The organism is Halomonas bluephagenesis (genome assembly GCF_054790765.1).
This window is the reverse complement of sequence record NZ_CP133631.1, coordinates 2,959,333-2,978,895: the sequence shown is the minus strand read 5'-3', so window position 1 is coordinate 2,978,895 and position 19,563 is coordinate 2,959,333. Positions and strand designations below refer to the sequence as shown.

General features: G+C 54.0%; 16 protein-coding genes. 10 read left to right on the top strand and 6 right to left on the bottom strand.

Going from position 1 to position 19,563, the window contains the following annotated elements; translation table 11 throughout:
* Positions 1 to 48 precede the first annotated feature (48 nt).
* A complete protein-coding gene (locus REH51_RS13435) occupies positions 49 to 720 on the bottom strand; it encodes a GntR family transcriptional regulator (RefSeq protein ID WP_498936054.1) in 672 nt (223 codons plus the stop codon).
* Between the two features lie 190 nt (positions 721 to 910).
* Here REH51_RS13435 and REH51_RS13430 point away from each other — a divergent pair, with 190 nt between their 5' ends.
* From REH51_RS13430 to REH51_RS13415, 4 genes are all read left to right on the top strand, one after another.
* Positions 911 to 1,468 (top strand): chromate transporter, encoded by a 558-nt coding sequence (locus REH51_RS13430; RefSeq protein WP_234667865.1) that lies wholly within the window; start codon positions 911 to 913, stop codon positions 1,466 to 1,468.
* On the top strand, positions 1,465 to 1,995 hold the full coding sequence (locus REH51_RS13425) for a chromate transporter (protein ID WP_009722342.1): 531 nt from the start codon (positions 1,465 to 1,467) through the stop codon (positions 1,993 to 1,995). Before REH51_RS13430 ends, REH51_RS13425 begins: the two co-directional genes overlap by 4 nt.
* Positions 1,996 to 2,015: 20 nt before the next feature.
* Positions 2,016 to 3,623, top strand: coding sequence for a gamma-glutamyltransferase family protein (locus tag REH51_RS13420; protein WP_498936052.1), 1,608 nt, complete (start codon positions 2,016 to 2,018; stop codon positions 3,621 to 3,623).
* A gap of 151 nt (positions 3,624 to 3,774) precedes the next feature.
* Positions 3,775 to 5,622 carry an ABC transporter ATP-binding protein gene (locus tag REH51_RS13415; RefSeq protein ID WP_498936050.1) on the top strand — a complete coding sequence of 616 codons (1,848 nt, stop codon included), beginning with the start codon at positions 3,775 to 3,777 and terminating at the stop codon, positions 5,620 to 5,622.
* Positions 5,623 to 5,719: 97 nt separating this feature from the next.
* Here REH51_RS13415 and arfA read toward each other — a convergent pair whose 3' ends face one another.
* The 3 genes from arfA to REH51_RS13400 all read right to left on the bottom strand — a co-directional run bounded on the left by arfA (position 5,720) and on the right by REH51_RS13400 (position 9,628).
* Entirely contained in the window at positions 5,720 to 5,869 is a 150-nt protein-coding gene (gene arfA, locus REH51_RS13410; RefSeq protein WP_009722339.1) for an alternative ribosome rescue factor ArfA, read from the bottom strand.
* 161 nt (positions 5,870 to 6,030) lie between these two features.
* Positions 6,031 to 6,930, bottom strand: a complete 900-nt coding sequence (gene cobA / locus REH51_RS13405) for a uroporphyrinogen-III C-methyltransferase (RefSeq protein WP_009722338.1) — start codon at positions 6,928 to 6,930, stop codon at positions 6,031 to 6,033.
* Positions 6,890 to 9,628, bottom strand: coding sequence for a nitrate reductase (locus REH51_RS13400; RefSeq protein ID WP_498936049.1), 2,739 nt, complete (start codon positions 9,626 to 9,628; stop codon positions 6,890 to 6,892). Before REH51_RS13400 ends, cobA begins: the two co-directional genes overlap by 41 nt.
* Positions 9,629 to 10,283: 655 nt before the next feature.
* On the opposite strand from REH51_RS13400, the gene REH51_RS13395 reads away from it, so the two are divergent.
* The 3 genes from REH51_RS13395 to nirD all read left to right on the top strand — a co-directional run bounded on the left by REH51_RS13395 (position 10,284) and on the right by nirD (position 14,634).
* Positions 10,284 to 11,672, top strand: coding sequence for an NAD(P)/FAD-dependent oxidoreductase (locus tag REH51_RS13395; protein ID WP_234667867.1), 1,389 nt, complete (start codon positions 10,284 to 10,286; stop codon positions 11,670 to 11,672).
* Between the two features lie 2 nt (positions 11,673 to 11,674).
* Positions 11,675 to 14,182: a nitrite reductase large subunit NirB gene (gene nirB / locus REH51_RS13390; protein WP_498936047.1), complete on the top strand. Its 2,508-nt coding sequence runs from the start codon at positions 11,675 to 11,677 to the stop codon at positions 14,180 to 14,182.
* A gap of 62 nt (positions 14,183 to 14,244) precedes the next feature.
* Positions 14,245 to 14,634: a nitrite reductase small subunit NirD gene (nirD, locus tag REH51_RS13385; RefSeq protein WP_009722334.1), complete on the top strand. Its 390-nt coding sequence runs from the start codon at positions 14,245 to 14,247 to the stop codon at positions 14,632 to 14,634.
* A gap of 23 nt (positions 14,635 to 14,657) precedes the next feature.
* Here nirD and REH51_RS13380 read toward each other — a convergent pair whose 3' ends face one another.
* Positions 14,658 to 15,545, bottom strand: a complete 888-nt coding sequence (locus REH51_RS13380) for a MurR/RpiR family transcriptional regulator (RefSeq protein ID WP_009722333.1) — start codon at positions 15,543 to 15,545, stop codon at positions 14,658 to 14,660.
* Positions 15,546 to 15,733: 188 nt separating this feature from the next.
* Between REH51_RS13380 and REH51_RS13375 the strand changes: the two genes are divergently transcribed.
* Positions 15,734 to 17,059 carry an aspartate aminotransferase family protein gene (locus REH51_RS13375; protein ID WP_009722332.1) on the top strand — a complete coding sequence of 442 codons (1,326 nt, stop codon included), beginning with the start codon at positions 15,734 to 15,736 and terminating at the stop codon, positions 17,057 to 17,059.
* Between the two features lie 32 nt (positions 17,060 to 17,091).
* Complete coding sequence (locus tag REH51_RS13370; protein WP_498936045.1) at positions 17,092 to 17,646, top strand: carboxymuconolactone decarboxylase family protein; 555 nt, start codon at positions 17,092 to 17,094, stop codon at positions 17,644 to 17,646.
* 291 nt (positions 17,647 to 17,937) lie between these two features.
* Here REH51_RS13370 and REH51_RS13365 read toward each other — a convergent pair whose 3' ends face one another.
* Complete coding sequence (locus tag REH51_RS13365; protein WP_009722330.1) at positions 17,938 to 18,456, bottom strand: GNAT family N-acetyltransferase; 519 nt, start codon at positions 18,454 to 18,456, stop codon at positions 17,938 to 17,940.
* Between the two features lie 142 nt (positions 18,457 to 18,598).
* Between REH51_RS13365 and REH51_RS13360 the strand changes: the two genes are divergently transcribed.
* The gene (locus REH51_RS13360) at positions 18,599 to 19,534 is read left to right on the top strand and encodes a cation diffusion facilitator family transporter (RefSeq protein ID WP_498936043.1); all 936 of its coding nucleotides are present in this window, start codon (positions 18,599 to 18,601) and stop codon (positions 19,532 to 19,534) included.
* Positions 19,535 to 19,563: the final 29 nt, after the last annotated feature.

Genomic DNA, 19,563 nt, shown 5'->3' with positions numbered 1-19,563 from the left:
AGCCACTGTTAAAACGCTCCAGTGTACCTGCAGGAAACCTCAAATACTTCAGACATGCGACTGATATCGCGCCAGCGCCACTTCATAGGATTTGTGAATGTGCGCTTCCATTAGGGCGGGAGCCGCTTTGCCATCTCGGCTTAGCGCCAGTTCAACAAGTTCGTCATGCTGTTCATCTAACGCTTGGCGAACAGCGGGTATTTTGGGTCCCAAACGGCGATAGCGGTCAAACTGGTCGTGGAGCTGTTCGATAAATCGCAGCAACCAGACAGACCCACAAGGTGCTACCAGGGTGCGATGAAACTGAGTATGAAGCCGCTCCCACTCGTCAATTTTGTCGAGCGACATATCGGCTCGTTTTAAGCGATGCGCCGCTGCCAGCAGGTCGGCTTCCCATACCTCATCGCCATAAGCAATTGCCTGCTCTAGGGCCATCCCTTCCAGTTCTTTTCGCAAGCGGGCAATATCATCCAACTCCTCTCGTGATAGCTTTGGCACCCTAAAGCCGCGTTGGTTTTCTTGGATTAATAAGCCGTAAGCCGCCAATTTATTTAATGCTTCACGCAGCGGGCTTAACCCTACTTGGTAGTGCTCTTTGAGCGCATTAATGGCTAATTTTTCGCCTGCGGCAAAGCGGCCATCCACTAAATCTTTACGCAATGCATCATAAATAGGGCTAGAGGAGGCCGTACCAGTAGGAAGGGGTATGTGTTTGTTCACTCCATGCTCCTTTTGCGTATCCTTCGCGAACGCGGTAGTTAAGGAGATTCTATGACTAGCTGTTGACGCCCCACAACAGGCGCACCTATATTCTATTTTAGTCAAAATAATCGATTTTTTGCCACACAAACGATAGGTAGGCACGCCTGATGTTCTTAATTGAGATGTCTCCACTGTGGGCAGTGGGCACATGAAACAAACAGCGCTTTTTTGGGCGTTTTTCCGCGTTGGCATTTTTGGCTTCGGTGGTGGCCCAGCAATGATACCTCTGGTACGCGCTGAAGTCGTTACACGGTACCAGTGGTTAACCGATGAGGAGTTTGCCGATGTGTTAGCTATTGGCAATACGCTGCCGGGGCCTATCGCCACTAAAATGCCTGGCTATATCGGCTACCGAGTCGCGGGTGTCAGTGGCTGCGCAGCCGCTGTTATTGCCGTTATTCTGCCGATGATTGTTGCGATGATAGCGATGCTAGGCATTTTTAGTCGCTATCGTGACGTCGCCTGGATACGCGGCATGGGGCAGGCCGTCATTCCTGTCGTTATGGTCATGATGGGGCAGTTAGCGTGGGACTTCTTTGACAAATCCAACGCTGCCCTCGGCTGGTTAACTAGCACTCTCATGGCGTTAATCTCGGGCGGTTTAATCTACTGGCTAGGTGTGCATCCGGGCTGGGTGATTGGTGCCATCCTGCTAACAGCCTTGCTGCGCCCTGCGGGTGAAAAACGCGTGGAAGACTCGGCATGATCTACTGGGAGCTTTTCTTAGCGTTTTTCATTCCTAACATTATTGGCTACGGCGGCGGCCCAGCAATTATTCCTCTTGTTGAAGCCGAAGTGGTTGGCCGTTATGGCTGGATGACCTCTCAAGAGTTCGCCGAAACCCTGGCCTTGGGTAACGCCCTCCCCAGCCCTATTGCTACTAAAATGGCGGGCTACGTCGGCTATGACGTCGCTGGCATTGGCGGAGCATTTGTGGCCGTTTCAGCAACGGTGATTCCCTCTTTACTGCTGATGATTGGGGCGCTGGGGCTGCTTTATCGCCACCGCAACTCTCCGCGTGTCAAACGCATGAGCCAGTGGGTTCGTCCGGTAATCGCCATGATGATGGCATGGCTAACCCTTGGTTTTTTCATGGAAAGCATCAACAGCAGTGGCATGCTGCATACCTTTTTACTGGGGGGTGTCGCAGCGGTTGCCTTAGTGCGCTTTAACATTCACCCCGCGTTTGTTGTTATCGGCGCATTAGTTTACGGCGCTCTTTTTATTAGCTAACAAAAAATACGGGGACTCGTATGTATAACAATGCACTCTACTACCCTAACGCTTCTCGCCGGATGGCGACGTTTGGCAAACGCGGCATGGTTGCGACGTCCCAACCGTTGGCTGCCCAGGTCGGTATTAGCATTTTACAGCAGGGTGGTAACGCGATTGACGCTGCCATCGCCACAGCAGCGGCGCTCACCGTGGTGGAGCCGACCTCCAACGGCATTGGCAGCGATGCTTTCGCCATTGTATGGGTGAATGGCAAACTACACGGACTCAACGCCAGTGGCCCAGCCCCTCAAGCAGCGACCATTGAGGCAATAAAAGCACTGGGCCATGACACGATACCCAACCACGGCATGCTGCCAGTGACCGTACCTGGAGCCCCCGCCGCCTGGGCGATGCTTTCTGAGCGCTTTGGTAAGTTACCGTTTGCACAGTTGCTAGCCCCAGCCATTGCCTTGGCGGAAGAAGGCTTTGCGGTGACGCCCGTTATTCATCAAATGTGGCAAGAAGCTTTCACTACCTACTCAGCTTATAGTGAAGCTGCTTTCAAGCCCTGGTTCGATACGTTCGCGCCAAAAGGTCGCGCTCCACGCCCGGATGAGATGTGGTCATCGCCTGATCACGCTAACAGCTTAAACGCTATCGCCAACACCAAGGCCGAAGCCTTTTATAAAGGCGAACTGGCAGACGCTATTGATGCGTTTTCCCAGAAACACGGCGGTTTATTGCGTAAAGAAGATCTTGCCGCCTATCAGCCGGAATGGGTAGATCCCATTAGCATTCGCTATAAAGGACACGACATTTGGGAGATTCCCCCCAACGGCAGCGGTATGATCGTGCTCCAAGCACTTGGTATGTTGGAACGTCTAGAAGCCTGCCCAGGTAACCCCTTAGAACCTCTTCCCCGCCGCATCGAAGCTACGAAACTGGCCTACATGGATGGTTTCAAACACATTACTGAGCGTGCTGACATGGCTCCTAGCATCGAGCAGATGCTAGATGATGGCTACTTAAAAGCGCGCGCCGCACTGATTGGCGAGCAGGCCGTTGATCCTGTCCATGGCAACCCCTTACAAGGCGGCACCGTGTATCTTGCGACCGCCGACAGCGACGGCAATATGGTGTCGTTTATCCAGAGTAATTTTAAAGGGTTTGGCTCTGGCATGGTGGTGCCAGGCACCGGCATTAGCCTACAAAACCGCGGCTGGTCGTTCTCCCTAGACCCAAAACATGCCAATGCATTAGCCCCCGGCAAACGCACCTATCACACCATTATTCCTGGGTTTATTACCAAAGATAACCAAGCAGTGGGGCCATTTGGCGTCATGGGCGGCTATATGCAGCCTCAAGGACAGCTGCAGGTAGTGACGGCCATGCTGGAAGATCACTTAAACCCGCAAGCCGCATTAGATATGCCCCGCTGGAAATGGACCAAAGGCACAACGGTTGAGGTTGAAGCCGATTTCCCCAACCATCTTGCCTTGGCGTTGGCGAGTCGCGGACATCACATTGTAAAAGTGGCTGATTCAATTAGCTTTGGCCGCGGTCAAATTATCCTGCGTGACCCTGACAGCGGTGTTCTGCAAGGGGGGACCGAACCACGCACTGATGGTGCGGTATTACCTCTTTAAACGTTCTGCTACCTGCCCTTAGCTCCACGTTGCAGCACCGACTTGGTTCACTTACTGCTGGGCAATTAACGCACTGCCCAGCAGTAGGCTAGCTATCAACGCCAAAGCATCGCATCATGGCAACCACTTTTATCGGTTATGTTGCTAATCAATGACGCCACCCCCTTCTGTACCCGCTCACTCCCCTTTCAGCGGATTTTTTAGCGTGTTCCGTTATAGCCGACGCGCGCTTGCGTTGGTGTGGGAAACTTCCCGCTGGATGATGCTTGGTTTAGCGTTATGTACCTTAGTCGCTGGGGTTTTGCCTGCCGTGGCCGCCTGGGTTGGTCAGTTGATTGTTGATGGCGTCGTGGCGGCAATGGACAGCTATCAGGCAGCGAATTCACCTAATCTGTGGGAAACGCTAACCCCGGTATTAGGTTTGGTGGCCCTGGAAGGGTTGATTATTGCGTTTATCGCCCTGGCTCAACGTGGGCTGGCTGCTCAGCAATCACTATTACGTGCGTTGCTAGGCCAGAAAGTCAACGTGATGATTTTAGAGAAGGCGGGCACCTTATCACTCAGCCAATTTGAAGACTCCGAACTGTACGACAAGCTCACTCGCGCCCGCCGCGAAGCATCCACCCGTCCGCTCGCCCTCGTCAATAAAACCTTTGGACTGCTACAGAACGCTATTTCGTTGGTCAGTTTCGGATTTCTCCTGGTGCAGTTTTCACCGTGGGCGCTATTGATCTTGGTAGTTGGAGCGTTACCGGTGTTTCTCTCAGAAGCGAAGTTTTCCGGCGATGCCTTTCGGCTATTTCGCTGGCGTTCACCGCAAACCCGTATGCAGATGTACCTGGAAACGGTATTGGCAAGGGAAGACAGTATTAAAGAAGTAAAGCTTTTCGGTTTAGAAGGCCTTTTTCTGCAGCGCTACCGAGATATTTTTACCCAGCTATTTGCCGAAGACCGACGGTTAACCCTGCGCAGAGAAAGCTGGGGATTTATCCTTGGCTTACTGGGCACGCTCACGTTTTATGCTGCTTATGGCTGGGTGGTGGTCGAAACGGTCGCTGGAGCACTCACCCTGGGTCAAATGACCATGTACTTAATGGTGTTTAAGCAAGGCCAAGGAGCGTTATCGGCAAGCCTGACAGCGGTCAGCGGTATGTACGAAGATAACCTTTACTTATCAAACCTCTACGAATACCTTGAGCAGCCAACGGACGCCGAAGAAGGCGATCTTTCCCAGGGCATAACGCCAGGAGATGGGCTGCGCTTTGAGCACGTCAGCTTCGCCTACCCAGGTGGCAGCGAAGTATTACACGATATTTCTTTGCATTTACCCCCTGGCAAAAGTATTGCACTCGTTGGCGAAAACGGCTCAGGTAAAACGACGCTAATTAAGCTATTAACGCGACTTTACCGTCCCACCAATGGGCGAATTCTGCTAGATGGCAGCGACCTTAATCACTGGAATACCCAGGCATTACGGGAACGGGTGGGCGTTATTTTCCAGGACTTTGTGCGCTATCAGCTTTCAGTAGGTGAAAACTTAGGTGTGGGTGATACGCATGCCTTTGGCGATGAGAAACGCTGGCAGCAAGCTGCTCACGATGGCATGGCGGATAGCTTTATCGACCGCATGCCACATGGCTACCAAACCCAGCTGGGACGCTGGTTTAAAAATGGCCAAGAGCTCTCCGGCGGCCAGTGGCAGAAAGTCGCGCTTTCGCGTGCTTATATGCGACACAATGCCGATATTTTGGTGCTAGATGACCCTACTGCAGCCATGGATGCCGCAGCAGAAGCAGAAGTATTCGCCCGCTTCCGCGAGCACAGCCGCGATAAAATGACGATTTTGATCTCTCACCGTTTTTCGACGGTGCGCAGCGCCGACCAGATCATTGTGATTGACCAGGGGAGAATTATTGAGCGCGGCACCCATGAAGAACTGCTAACAGTCAACGGAAGGTATGCTTCGTTATTTCATTTGCAGGCAGAAGGTTATCAATAAAAAAGCCGACCCAATAGGTCGGCCAAGCTGATGAGAGTTGCTCGGTAAAAAGGCCGAGCAATAAGATGCCTGGGGAAGGCATCGCCAAAACGCCTGGTTAAGCGGCTTGGCGATGCCCTCGCTCTGAGGCTTTACCTTTGCGGGAGTAGCTGCCTTTACCTTTTTTCGGTGTTTGCTGCTGCATTTTGAACATGGGCGTTCGCAGCTGCGCTTTCAGTGCGTTATCGCGTATCTTGCCTTTTTTCACGGTGTACTCCTCAGTCTTTGAAAAAACAGTCTTTGAAAAAACAGACATTAACAAACGCTTATCTGGCAGCGCAGTAGTTTGTCCTGCCCCTACTGTTGCCGCCATTCCTATTTGTTTAGCCGCTTCTACGACCAAATGAGATTGATCAAGTTCCCAATGCTTTACGATGACGTTTGATCACCATTGGTGGCCAGCGTGCTCGCGGCAGGACTGTCTGCCACCATGCTCACCACGCTGCCCACCATAATCAGGCATGGCGAGGGTAACGGTTGAGCAGCGAGTCGCGCGGGCATGTCCGCTAACGTGCCCACCAATGATTGCTGTTCGGGCTGGCTAGCATTGGCCACCAACATAATGGGCCACGTATCCGGCAGTCCCGCTTGGCGTAGGCCGTGGCAGATAGCGTCTACTTTGGAAAGTCCCATATAGAACACCAGGGTTTCATCCTGACGGGCAAGGTTGGTCCAGTCCGGCGTGCCGCCCTCCCGGCACAGTTGCGCCGTAATAAAGCGCAGCTGCTGGGCATGGCCACGATCAGTTAGCGGAATACCCATCCCCGCAGCGGCTGCCGAGGCAGCGGTAATGCCTGGTACTATTTCGGCTGATATTGAGGCATTTGCTAATGCTCCCAGCTCTTCGCCCATGCGCCCAAACACGCCTGGGTCGCCACCTTTCAAACGCACAACCGACTTACCTGCCTGGGCAAGCGATACGATCAGCGCACCTATCTCATCTTGAGGCACGCTATGATGCCCGCTTGCTTTTCCCACGTAATAGCGTTCGGTGCCTGGCGGTATCAGCCCCAGCACATCGTCACCCACTAAGCGGTCATAGACTACCGCATCGGCTTGCATTAACAGACGCGCTGCTTTCAAGGTGAGCAGTTCCATATCTCCACTGCCTGCACCGACTAAATACACTGTCCCAGAACGGCATTCGCCGCTAAGCGGAAGGCTTAAGCGCGTGGCTGATTCGCGGCCAAAGGGCGCTAACACCCGCTGGCTGAGGCGCATAAAGGCCTCAAGCCATTTCTGGGTGAGTTGTTTGCTTAGCGCACGCATTTGGACGCTCCTCTTCAAGTAATGATTTTAATTCTGGAATACAGCTGCCGCACTGAGTGCCGAAAGCCAGTCGGGCGCCGAGGGCTTCAACACTAATATCGCCCCCACGAATTGCCTTAATGATAGTGGTTTGTCCTACTTGATGACAGCTACACACCACGGGGCCCGCATCTACCGCACCATCATCGCAACCTGCCAGTAGCCGTTGGCGATGGTGAAGGTCTAGCGTCGCGTCGTTAAAGCGCGCCTCAAGCCAAGCAAACCCCGGTAATTCTTGCGGTGGCCCTACCATTAGCCACCAGCGTAACTGGCCATTCACTATTCCTGCTGCGCGCAGTCTGCCGCTACCACTATCTTCGCACCACAGCGACGCGGGTACATCGAGCCAAGATTCCACCGTTGCCAACCAATCGCTGACCGGTGCCCTATCAGCGAGCTGCCAGCGCTCGCAGTGACCCATAGGAATACGCGACCAATAAGTGTTTTCACACCAACTGGGGTTATCCGTACTGGTTTGGTCGTTGGCCACCAGCAACGTTGCTTGCCAATCAATGGGCAGATTCGTTAATGCCACTGCGCCCTGCTTGGTTTCTGGCTGGCCAGACACGGGGTCGGTATAGCCAGTGATCAGTGCGCCGCTTCGGCCCTGCTTTGTAAAGCAGTCGGTCCAGTGCATGGGCACAAACACTTCCCCTTGCCGCTGGGCGTTTGAAATACGTACTCGCCCACGGTACTCACCTTCAGCTGCCGTCAGCATCGCAAGCCCTTGGTCAGCTACGCCCGCGTTGGCCGCATCCACAGGGTGCAGTTCAATAAACGGCTCTGCCCGATGATTCATTAACCGCGGCGCTCTGGCGGTGCGGGTCATGGTGTGCCATTGATCGCGTACGCGCCCAGTATTCAGTCGCAGCGGATAGGTCGAACTGAGCGCCTGTTCTGGCAGCCGCGGCGTAATCGGCAATAGTTTGGCTCGGCCATTGGCCGTGGCAAACACACCCTCTTCAAACAGCCTTGGTGTGCCCCGCGGCGCAGATTGATTAACCGGCCACTGAATCGGCGAGAGCGCATCATAAGCGGCCTGCCCTTTGCCTGCCAGTCCCGAAATATCAAACAACCGCTTGCTCGTGCCACTGTTTTCAAAACCGGAGAGCCGTGCGTGCTCGTCGAAAATTTCCCATGGATGGGAGTAACTAAACGCTTCAGCAAACCCCAAGCGTTTAGCAACTTCGCAGATAATCCACCAATCGTGTTGGGCTTCACCAGGCGGTGTCAGCATGCCGCGCTGGCGGGAGATTCGTCGTTCAGAATTGGTGACCGTCCCATCCTTTTCCGACCAACCTGACGCGGGTAGCACAATATCGGCATAGGGCAACAGATCAGTGTTAGCAACGCATTCCGATACAATTACCAGCGGACACGCTGCTAACGCGCGGCGTACCTTTGCTCCATCCGGCAGGCTAACGGCGGGGTTGGTTGCCATTACCCACAGCGCCGTAATCTCCCCACGGTCAATGGCATCAAACAGTTCAATCGCTTTATGGCCGGGAGCATCTGGCAGCGTAGGAATTAAATGTTCAGTGGCCCAAAAGCGGCTGACCAGATCAAGCGCACCGGGGGTATGGTAGTCCATATGCGCCGCCAGTTGATTGGCAAGCCCACCCACTTCTCGCCCGCCCATCGCATTAGGCTGGCCAGTGATTGAAAATGGCCCAGCACCCGGCAGGCCAAGTTTACCGCCTGCCAAGTGGCAATTAATGATGGCATTGCACTTATCGGTGCCGCTGGTGGATTGATTAACCCCTTGAGAATAGAGCGTGACAACATGCAGCTGGCTGGCAAACCAATAGTAAAAAGTTTCTAAGCGCTCGGGGTCGACGTCACAGGCTATTGCGACATCATTCACGCTGCTGGCACTCTGCTGAGCAGCGTTTAATGCCTCGCTAAACCCTTCGGTATGCCGTTCAAGGTAGAGGCTGTCTAGTCGACGGTGCGCCGACATCCACGCCAGCAGCCCGTTGAACAGATAAGCATCGCTGCCCGGTCGAATACCAAGATAAAGATCGGCAATTTCACAGCTATCGGTCACCCTAGGGTCGATGACCACCACACGCATCAATGGGTTGCGCTCTTTGGCAACTTTCAGGCGCTGATAAAGCACCGGATGATTCCAGGCCAGATTAGAGCCGACCAACACTACCAATTCCGCTTCTTCTAAATCTTCATAGCTACAGGGCACCGCGTCGGCGCCAAAAGCGCGCTTGTAGCCCGCCACCGCTGACGCCATACACAGCCGCGAATTGGTATCCAGATGCGGCGTGCCCAAAAAGCCTTTAAATAGCTTATTAGCCACATAGTAATCTTCCGTTAACAGCTGCCCCGAAAGATACGCGGCAACCGTATGATTGCCATGCGCGTTACGCTGCGCCTGTAAACGCCGTGCCGTTTCGGCTAACGCCTGCTCCCAGGAAACGTCTTTTCCATCCACCCGAGGGTGTTGCAAGCGGTCATTCGCGCCCAGTGTTTCATGCAGCGCCGTGCCTTTAACACACAAGCGCCCGTAGTTAGCAGGATGTTCACGATCTCCTTCCACAGCGATGACGTTGCCACTGTCTATCGTTGCTTTCACTCCGCAGCCAACGCCGCAATAGGGACACGTGGTGCGGATATCGCCTTCAGCGAGCCGATTAGCCTTTGGCATTGCGTTTTCCTCCGGCGTTAAAAAGCAAAAAGCGCCCAAGCGAGCTTCTCAAAAGAAGCCTGCCTGGACGCCGTTGTCACAGGGGCACCCACTTTGGTGCCATACTCATCAGTGGTTTGCTGCAGTTAGTGTTGTTCGTTGCGATTTGTCGTTGTGTTTTATTTGGCTAATACACTGCAATGAGCCGTTATTACTTGTTATCAACATTACTGCAATCAATAAGCCCAACTCCCTACAAAAAACAAAATAACATTCAAAAACAAAATCTTATAAAAACCACCAAATCATTTGATAGCACGTTCAACCCCCTCTGTTTGCCCACTAGCGTTCTATGACCGTGCGCAGCACTCGCCAAACGCACCAATAGTGTGCGCTTACTTATTTACTCAGGCGAGAGCTTGTGGGCACATCAAAAAACCAAGCATCTGATTAAAAAGGATTAATTCATATCAAGGGAGTAGCTGGCTAATTTTTTGCTGCGTATTAAGCATATGAGACAACTCGGCAGCCAACGGCGGGTGCACAGCGTGCTCATCGACGTGACTTAACGACGCTAACGGGCAACGACGCCCCTGACACACCTTTCTTAACGAAGGGCAGTGTCAGGGGCGTTTTTTTATTGCTCGACACACATGCTGAATGCAAGGAGCCACCTATGGAAACCACTTCCCGGTGCGCATCTATCGACCACCTAATTATCATTGGCAACGGCATGGCCAGCCATCGCCTAATTGAAGCGCTGGTGCGCCATCCACGGCGCCCAACGTGTATCACCGTTATTGGTGAAGAGCCTGTCCCTGCCTATAACCGAATACTGCTTTCCCCCTTATTGGCGGGTGAGCTAGCCACCGATGCGCTTACTTTCCGTGACCAAGCATGGTACGCCAAACAGGGCATTACCCTACTTCTCGGCGAAAAAGTAGTAACGATTGATCGCGACAACTGCCGTATTACTACGGAGAGCGACCGCTGCCTGGATTACGATCACTTAGTGATCGCGACGGGTTCACGACCAACGATACCCAACGTTCCCGGCATTGAGCTAGCGGGCGTCCATAGCTTTCGCGATTTGCAAGACACCACCGCCCTAAAAGCCATCGCCCAACGTGGTGGTAATGCGGTCGTTATCGGCGGCGGCCTGCTGGGCTTGGAAGCCGCCGAAGGCCTGCGTAAGCGCAGCGAGCAGTCGTTCTCTCAAGAGCCTTCTCAAGAGCCTTTTCAAGAACTCTCTCAAAAGCTCTCGGTTAGCGTACTTCAACGCAGCGCGCGTTTAATGAATCGTCAGTTGGATGAAACCGCTGCCCAACTGCTGGAGAACACTCTGAGTAAGCGTGGTCTCCACATCGAAACAAACGCCTCGCTAGCTGCGCTGGAAGATAACGGCCACGGACACGTCCAGGCGGTCATGCTGAGCGATGGCCGCCGTTTACCCGCCGATAGTGTGATTGTCGCGGCGGGCATTACGCCCAATGTAGAGCTGGGGCAGCAAGCGGGGCTTCGCTGCGAACGTGCCATTGTGGTTGACGCGCACCTGACCACGTCTGACCCGCATATCGCAGCCCTGGGAGAGTGCTGCCAATTTGAGCAGCACACCTATGGACTAGTGGAGCCGATTTGGCATCAGGTTGACGTGTTAGCAGCCGTACTGTGTGGGGAATCCTCGGATGGTTATCAAGAAGCCCCTACTGCTACCAAGTTGAAAGTCAGCGGCGTAGCGCTCTTCGCATTTGGCCCTACCGAAGCAGGCCCCGAGCACGACGTACTGCGCTACCGCGACCCAGAAAGCGGCGACTACCGCCGCCTGCTACTCCGCGATGGCCAACTTGAAGGGGCGGTGCTCTACGGCGATACCCGCCACGGTCCTTGGTATTTCGAACAGGCATTGGCAAGTGCTGACCTTACGGCTTGCCGCCAAGCACTACTGTTTGGCCCTTGCGATGCCGAGGTACTGCAAACCGAGCACGCTGATAACGCGAACAGTCCTGCTTCCTCATCATCGTCTTCTCCATCCTCTTCTCATCCACCGACCTCAGAGGCGGCATAATCATGGCAACCCCAACAAAACTGATCATTATTGGTAACGGCATGGTCGGCCACCACTTGGCCGAGCAGCTAGTGGAGAGCGGTGCGCTTGAGCGTTTCGAAGTAACGATTTTTGGCGAAGAACGCCATCGCGCCTACGACCGCGTGCATCTTTCGGAGTACTTTAGCGGGCGCGACGCGGAGTCGCTGGCGCTATGCGAAGCCGATTACTACACCACCCATGGCATTACTTTGCGCAGCGGTGAGGCGGTCACTCGCATTGATCGCGAACAGCAAACCGTCATCACTGCCCAGGGCAGCTACCCGTATGACCAGCTCGTTCTGGCCACCGGCTCCTTCCCGTTTGTACCGCCTATTCCCGGCAACGACAGCGAAGGCTGTCTAGTCTATCGCACGCTGGATGACCTGGACGCCATTCAAGCAGCAGCAGAAAACGCTACGAACGGTGTGGTCGTTGGGGGTGGGTTACTTGGATTGGAAGCCGCCAATGCGCTACGCGACCTTAATCTAGATACTGCCGTGGTGGAGTTTGCTCCACGCTTGATGCCTATGCAGGTAGATAACGAAGGCGGTGAGCTACTCAAGGAAAAAATTGAAGCACTGGGCGTCCAGGTGCTTACCGAGCGAGCTACCCAGCGTATCGAACCTGGCGAGACCAGCCGCCTGCGCATGGTGTTCCAGGATGACAAAGTGCTGGAAACCGACCTGATTGTGTTTTCAGCAGGCATTCGTCCACAAGATACCTTGGCACGCGAATGCGGTTTAGACATTGGCGAGCGCGGCGGCGTGGTTATTGATGACCAATGCTGCACCAGCGACCCCGCCATTCTCGCCATTGGCGAAGTCGCGCTGTGGAACCAGAGTATTTTTGGTTTAGTCGCCCCTGGCTACCAAATGGCCAAAGCGGCGCTCTCCACCCTCACTGGCGGCGATACACACTTTAGCGGTGCCGACATGAGCACCAAGCTGAAGTTACTGGGCGTAGATGTGGGCTCTATCGGCGATGCCCATGGCACCCAAAACCCCGGTGCGCGAATGTTTCGCTATCTCGACCCGATCACCCAGGTGTATCGCAAGATGGTGGTAACCAGTGATGGTAAAAAGCTGCTGGGCGCAATGTTAGTCGGCGACAACGGCGCGTACGACACCCTCTTACAGTACTACGCCAACGGCATTGAGCTGCCCAAAGAGCCAGCCTCGTTGATTCTTCCCCAGCAGAGCGGAGCCGCCCCAGCGCTAGGCCCAGACGCGCTGCCGGAAACCGCGATGATTTGTTCATGCCATAACGTCACTAAAGGTAATATCTGCACCGCCATTGATGGCGGTGCCACTGACCTTGCCAACGTCAAAGGGGCGACCAAAGCCAGCACAGGCTGTGGTGGGTGCACCGCATTGCTCAAAAGCGTGGTCGACCACGAGCTAGAAGCCCGCGGCGTAGAAGTTGATAAATCGATTTGCGAGCACTTCGCCCATACCCGCCAGGAGCTTTACGATATTGTGCGCGTGGAAGGCATCAAAACCTTCAGAGAATTGATCGAAAAACACGGCAATCAAGACACCCACTGCCTGGGCTGCGATATCTGCAAGCCCGCTGTGGCGTCCATTCTAGCCTCCTGCTTTAACGAACCGATCACCGATGCTGCTCACGTGCCGCTGCAGGATACCAATGACACCTTTATGGCCAATATGCAGAAAAACGGTACCTACTCGGTGGTGCCGCGCATTGCAGGCGGTGAAATCACTCCCGATAAGTTAGTCGTGCTCGGGCAAGTGGCCCAGAAGTACCAGCTTTACACCAAAGTCACCGGCGGCCAGCGCATCGATCTGTTCGGCGCACGTTTAGAAGACCTCCCCGCTATCTGGGGCGAGCTCATTGAGGCAGGATTTGAAACCGGCCACGCCTATGGCAAATCACTACGCACGGTGAAGTCCTGTGTCGGCAGCACATGGTGTCGCTACGGCGTGCAGGACAGCGTCGGCATGGCCATCAAACTGGAAAATCGTTACAAAGGCCTGCGCGCGCCCCACAAAATTAAGTTTGGTGTTTCAGGCTGTACCCGGGAATGCGCCGAGGCTCAGAGCAAGGATATCGGTATTATCGCCACCGAAAACGGCTGGGACCTCTACGTGTGCGGTAACGGTGGCATGCGCCCTCGCCACGCTGAACTGTTTGCAACAGATCTTGATGACGAGCAGCTCTACCGCACTATTGACCGCTTCTTGATGTTTTATGTACGCACCGCCGACCGACTGCAGCGCACCTCCGTATGGCGCGAAAACCTCGACGGCGGCCTGGAGTACCTCAAAGAGGTGATTCTGGAAGACAGCTTAGCCATTAATAGCGAGCTGGAGCGGCAAATGCAGCATGTTGTCGATAGCTACCAGTGCGAATGGGCCAACGCCATTAGCGACCCAGACAAACTCAAACGCTTCCGTAGTTTCGTCAACGATGCGCGTCCCGACCCGTCAATCATTATGACGTCCGAGCGCGGCCAGCTACGTCCCGCTTAAACACTAATGCCCTGCTTAAACACTACATAATCGCAAACCAGACAACGTTAATGAGGTAACTGATGACCGCGACCGCACTCAAACACACCGTGAGCACTGACACCTGGCAGCCGCTCTGCGCTAAAGCTGACTTAGTGGCATTTTCCGGCGTCGCTGCTTGGTTGAACACGTCAGAAGGCCCTGCCCAAGTGGCCATTTTCTACTTACCGAGGCAGCGTTCCCAGGGACAGGAGAAAGAACTCTACGCCCTTGACCACTTTGATCCGTTTTCTAACGCTAACGTCATTGCCCGCGGCATTATCGGTGATGTTAAAGGCAACCTTGTGGTTGCCTCGCCACTCTATAAGCAGCATTTTCGCCTTGAAGATGGCCAATGCTTAGAGGATGAGGACGTCAAGCTGCGTACCTGGAAAGTCGCGTTTAGGGGCGAGGAGGTATGGGTGCAGGGGTAACTGACAGCTGCTTTACGATGACGTCACTCCCGTCGAGGAATAGCGCTCGCGTAGGTATTCAAGCTCAAAAAATGCTCATCTGCCCGCTGCAACGCATCGAGTGCCTGTGACCGATCATCTTCTGCCAATAAGGTGCACAGTACTTCGGAGATGGCTAAGGCGGGCGTTAACGTATGGAAAAAGCTGTCGCTTTCCGTGGGGCAAAAAATCGTCTGCTTTGACATCCCTACCAGTGGCGATACTTCACTATCGGTGATCGACAGAATCGTCAGCCCCTTGTCTTTTGCCAACTGCGTCAGTTCCAGTGTCGCTACTGCGTAAGGTTTGACGGAGACAACCAGCAAGGCATCTTCGGGCGTGGCACGAATTAGCGCATCGCCGCCGGTTCCCGCCGGTCCATCTAAGTGGACCGAGCGCTCCCCCAGCAGTGACATGACGTAATGGAAATGCCACGCCACGGAGTGACATGAACGCAAGCCTAGCACATACACTTTTCTTGCTGATTTCAGCGTGTTAGCGATGGCTTCCAACCGTTGCAGTGAGTCAGGCTCACAGAGCCGAGTAATCTGAGCACTCAGCCCATGCAGCATATGCGCGGCGATATTGCCGTTGGCCGAGGCTCTAGCCCCCTCGTTTCGCTGGCGAACCTTAGCGGCAAAGCCATCACTTCCCCGCCGCAGCGCTGCCACATAATGCTCGCGGATATCATCATATCCTTGCTTCCCCAGGAACTTTGCAAGACGCGTCATGGTGGCAGGCTGCACCGCCGCATGGCGCGCCAGCTCGCGCATAGAAACCAGTGCCACCTCATCCGGGTGTTCCAGCACGTAGCGGGCAGCCTGCTGAAGCTGCGGCGACATGGCATCGTACTGGGCGATAATCTGTTCCCTTAAAGGGTCGCGCTGCGGCATGCGTGTTGCCTCTTATACGGCTTGTTAAAACGGCAGCCGATTTAAACGTTACTGTTCTAAAAAAACAATGATCTACATGTTTTAACATCAAACATAATGATTCAATTGTTGCATTTGTTAATGAGGTTGTGCCAATCTCCTCATCATGGCGTGCTCACATCGCTTGGTGACCATAAGGAACAGCTTCCATGACTCGTATTCTTCATCGCAGTATCGGCCCAACACTCCCTCATGCCGCGTCGGCGCAAGGCGTCTACATTACAGACACTGCTGGGCGCCGATACTTAGATGCCTCGGGTGGCGCTGCGGTCACCAGCGTTGGTCACGCCCATCCGGAAGTGCTGGCGGCGATGCGCGCTCAAATTGATAACCTCTGCTACGCACACACCTCGTTTTTCACCACCGATGCTGCCGAAGCACTTGCCGAGAAGCTCGTCAACTTAGCACCTGAAGGCTTGAATTACGTCTATCTGGTGTCAGGCGGATCAGAGGCCGTTGAAGCGGCGCTGAAGATGGCACGGCAGTACTTCGTGGAAATTGGCGCCCCACAGCGTAGGCACATCATTGCCAGGCGCCAGAGTTACCATGGCAACACGATTGGTGCGTTGGCAACCGGTGGCAATGCGATGCGGCGTAAGCAGTTTCAGCCCATTCTGCCAGAAACTCATCATGTATCCCCCTGCTATGCCTATCGCGAGAAAGGCCCCGATGAGTCGCCTGAGGCGTACGCTATTCGGCTTGCCGACGAACTCGAAGCAAAAATTCTGGAACTTGGCCCTGAAGAAGTGATGGCGTTCGTTGCCGAACCCGTCGTAGGCGCCACCCTCGGTGCTGTCGCCTCTGTCGCTGATTACTTTAAACGTGTGCGTGCGATATGCGACAAATATGGCGTGCTATTGATCCTCGACGAAGTGATGTGCGGCATGGGTCGCACCGGCACTGTCTTCGCCTGCGAGCAAGACGACGTCACACCGGATATCGTCACCATAGCCAAAGGCTTGGGCGGGGGTTATCAGCCGATCGGCGCGGTGATGCTGTCCGGCAAAATTTACGACAGCTTCGCCAACGGTTCTGGCCTGTTCCAACACGGGCATACTTACATCGGCCACCCTGTTGCCGCGGCAACTGCTAACAAAGTGGTTGAAATCATTGCGCGCCCCGAGACACTTGCCAATGTAAACGCCATGGGCGCGAGATTACAAAGCGGTTTGGAAGCCGTTCTCGGTGCATCCCCTTATGTCGGCGACATCCGGGGAAGAGGGCTGTTTCGCGGTATCGAGCTGGTGGCGGACCGGGACACTAAAACACCTTTCGACCCGAGCCGAAAAATTCACGCCAAGATTAAGCGACAAGCCATGGCTCGTGGGCTAATCAGCTACCCTATGGGCGGCACGATTGATGGCATTCACGGTGACCATATCCTGCTGGCACCGCCCTATATTATTGAAGCCGATGATGTCGACCTAATCATTGAGCGCATTGCCGACGCCATCAACGCCGCCATCGCCGAGTGATGTCACGCACCCTATCTGAATGGAGCTCACCCATGACGCCCTCTCCCTGTCCGCCTATTGCTGATGCCGATTGGCCAAACGAAATCGCTGAATTACGCGAAGACTTTGCCGGTGCTCTCAATGTCTATCGCACCATGGCTCATCACCCGGATTTACTCAAAGCCTGGGCACCTTTGCGCCAGCATGTTGTTAAGGAAAATGCCTTAGGGCCAGAATTAACCGAGGTGGTGATTCTACGCGCGGGCTTGCGCATGGGGTCACGCTACGAATGGGCTCATCATGTTAGCCGGGCGCTCGCTCTCGGGTTCTCCACGACTCGGATCGATGCCATTCGAACTCGCCCCGAAGGCGTTGATGGTCTTATCGTCGACGCGGTGGATGCATTGTTTGACCAGCGAATGCTGTCCACTGAGCAAGAAGCAGAGTTAGCAGACGCCATCGGACGTAAGGCCGTTATCGACCTGATTGCTATGGTAGGGGTCTATTCGGTGTTGGGCTACCTGCTCAAGACTTACGACACACCGGTCGACGACAACATTCAAAAAGAAGCGGAAAAAATGCCAGCGCTATTTTCATTAACTTCGTAGGCATTCCTGTCCCTGGTGCAGGCTTCAACCTATCCCAGGGCAGACCATTAAGTACTTATGCATACGTTTGCGAGGATTCAGGTCTCATTAAATCAGTGGCTGCCCATGATCAGTGCCCACTTAATTTTATTCAGGCACTCAAGGCTCATCATCCAATGTAGGAGGCCGCTTTTAGCGGGCGATGGCGGCGTAGCCACCCTTGCTATAACTAGGTAAATCAGTTGAATCATCGTCGAAGTGTCGAACCAAAGCTAAAGCCCTATCTCACAACAATACATTTGTTTCTAAACACTACACATCTGTTTTTTGCATCACCACGCAGTCAAGCTTCCGCCCTGCTGCTACCGAATACTCAGGTAGCTTTTCCATTACTTCGAACCCAGCTTTTTTCAGTACCCGCTGTGAAGCGTGATTGTCTAAAGAAACAGTCGCCGTGAGCGTATTAATTTGGTAAATGCAACGAGCTTCGCTAATAAGATGGTTCAATGCCTTTTGCGCCAGCCCATTACCACTCGCATGTTGGGCTATCCGATACCCCACCTTAGCGTAACCATTCTCTATCTCACGTAGGTTGGCGCGCCCAACTATCGCACCTCGATGTTGGATAATAAGCGGTCTCATACGTCCTCGGGCATTTAACGCCAAGCACTCATTAATATGCTGGCGAATACCTTCAGGCGTGTAGAAGTGTTCCGCTCTGGCCTCTATATGCTGCTCAAACCATACCCGCTCGGCTACCTCAAACTGAAGCAGTTCAGCAGCGTCTTGCTGGGCAATGAGCTGAAAAGCTATATCCTTAGCGTGACGCATAAGCACGTTTCTCCCTGGGTGCTAAGTTGGTCGATCAGAGGCTATTTCTATAGGCTCAGGGTAAACAAATCACTGACATTGCGGCCACTGATATTGCTATGCTTGCCAGCCTCTTAGCTAGGCAATCTCGGAGCAACAGTTCGTGAAAAAAGAGTCCAGCACCTTAGCATTTTCCGCTTTCATGGCACTGCTGATTGGCTGTGCAGGAATCACTGCGACGTTGGCGTCTAACTCCCAGGCTATTTTGCTGGATGGGTTATTTAACCTTATCTACTTTAGCGTAGCGCTGGTCACCATCAAGGTCAGTAAGCTAGCCAGCCGACCCGATAGCGAGTCCTACCCATTTGGCTACAGCTACTTCGAGTCTTTAGTAAATCTATGCAAAGGTTTATTGATATTAGGCGTTTCCATCTTTGCGTTAGTAGACGCTATCGCTGCGCTACTGACAGGTGGGCGGGAGATCTCAGCGGGGCTTGCGGTTATCTACGCACTGTTTGCCACCGCCGCTTGCTCACTCACCGCTTGGGTAATGCACCGCAGCCAGCGCCACGTTAGTAGCCCGCTAGTGGCTGGTGACAAACTCAACTGGTTGGTAAACAGTATTATCTCAGCTGCCGTGTTAGCGGCGTTCTGCCTGGTGATGCTGTTTGAGCGCCTAGACTGGCGGGGAATCGTACCTTATGTCGATTCACTTCTGGTGATGGCCGTGGTGTTGCTATGCCTTGGCGTACCGGTGCGTATGGCCTCCCAGGCTCTGCGCGAGCTGCTCAATAAAACGCCCGACGAAACAATCGCCGAGCCAGTGCGCCAGGCGGTTGCTCGTGGTCTTGCAGATATCGATACCCAGGAAGTGCGGGTTCGCATGGTACGCCCTGGCCGCCTGCTGTATATCATGGTTCATGTGGTGCTACCCAAAGCATTTCATGAGTCTACGCTTGCCCATCAAGATGTCCTACGCCAGCAAATTGATGAAGAAGTGCGCCTCGTTTACTCACCGGTTGTCTGCGATGTGGTCTTCACCGAAGATGATCGCTGGGCAGCGCCTTCCTGCGGGCAGCTAGTGAAGAAACACGCTTAATCGCGCACCACTAAAAAAGCGGCCCGTGG

Coding starts and splice junctions, on each gene's coding strand:
- REH51_RS13430 (WP_234667865.1), top strand. CDS start 911: ATGAAACAAACAGCGCTTTTTTGGGCGTTTTTCCGCGTTGGCATTTTT.
- REH51_RS13425 (WP_009722342.1), top strand. CDS start 1,465: ATGATCTACTGGGAGCTTTTCTTAGCGTTTTTCATTCCTAACATTATT.
- REH51_RS13420 (WP_498936052.1), top strand. CDS start 2,016: ATGTATAACAATGCACTCTACTACCCTAACGCTTCTCGCCGGATGGCG.
- REH51_RS13415 (WP_498936050.1), top strand. CDS start 3,775: ATGACGCCACCCCCTTCTGTACCCGCTCACTCCCCTTTCAGCGGATTT.
- cobA (WP_009722338.1), bottom strand. CDS start 6,930: ATGCGTGCGCTAAGCAAACAACTCACCCAGAAATGGCTTGAGGCCTTT.
- REH51_RS13400 (WP_498936049.1), bottom strand. CDS start 9,628: ATGCCAAAGGCTAATCGGCTCGCTGAAGGCGATATCCGCACCACGTGT.
- REH51_RS13395 (WP_234667867.1), top strand. CDS start 10,284: ATGGAAACCACTTCCCGGTGCGCATCTATCGACCACCTAATTATCATT.
- nirB (WP_498936047.1), top strand. CDS start 11,675: ATGGCAACCCCAACAAAACTGATCATTATTGGTAACGGCATGGTCGGC.
- nirD (WP_009722334.1), top strand. CDS start 14,245: ATGACCGCGACCGCACTCAAACACACCGTGAGCACTGACACCTGGCAG.
- REH51_RS13380 (WP_009722333.1), bottom strand. CDS start 15,545: ATGCCGCAGCGCGACCCTTTAAGGGAACAGATTATCGCCCAGTACGAT.
- REH51_RS13375 (WP_009722332.1), top strand. CDS start 15,734: ATGACTCGTATTCTTCATCGCAGTATCGGCCCAACACTCCCTCATGCC.
- REH51_RS13370 (WP_498936045.1), top strand. CDS start 17,092: ATGACGCCCTCTCCCTGTCCGCCTATTGCTGATGCCGATTGGCCAAAC.
- REH51_RS13365 (WP_009722330.1), bottom strand. CDS start 18,456: ATGCGTCACGCTAAGGATATAGCTTTTCAGCTCATTGCCCAGCAAGAC.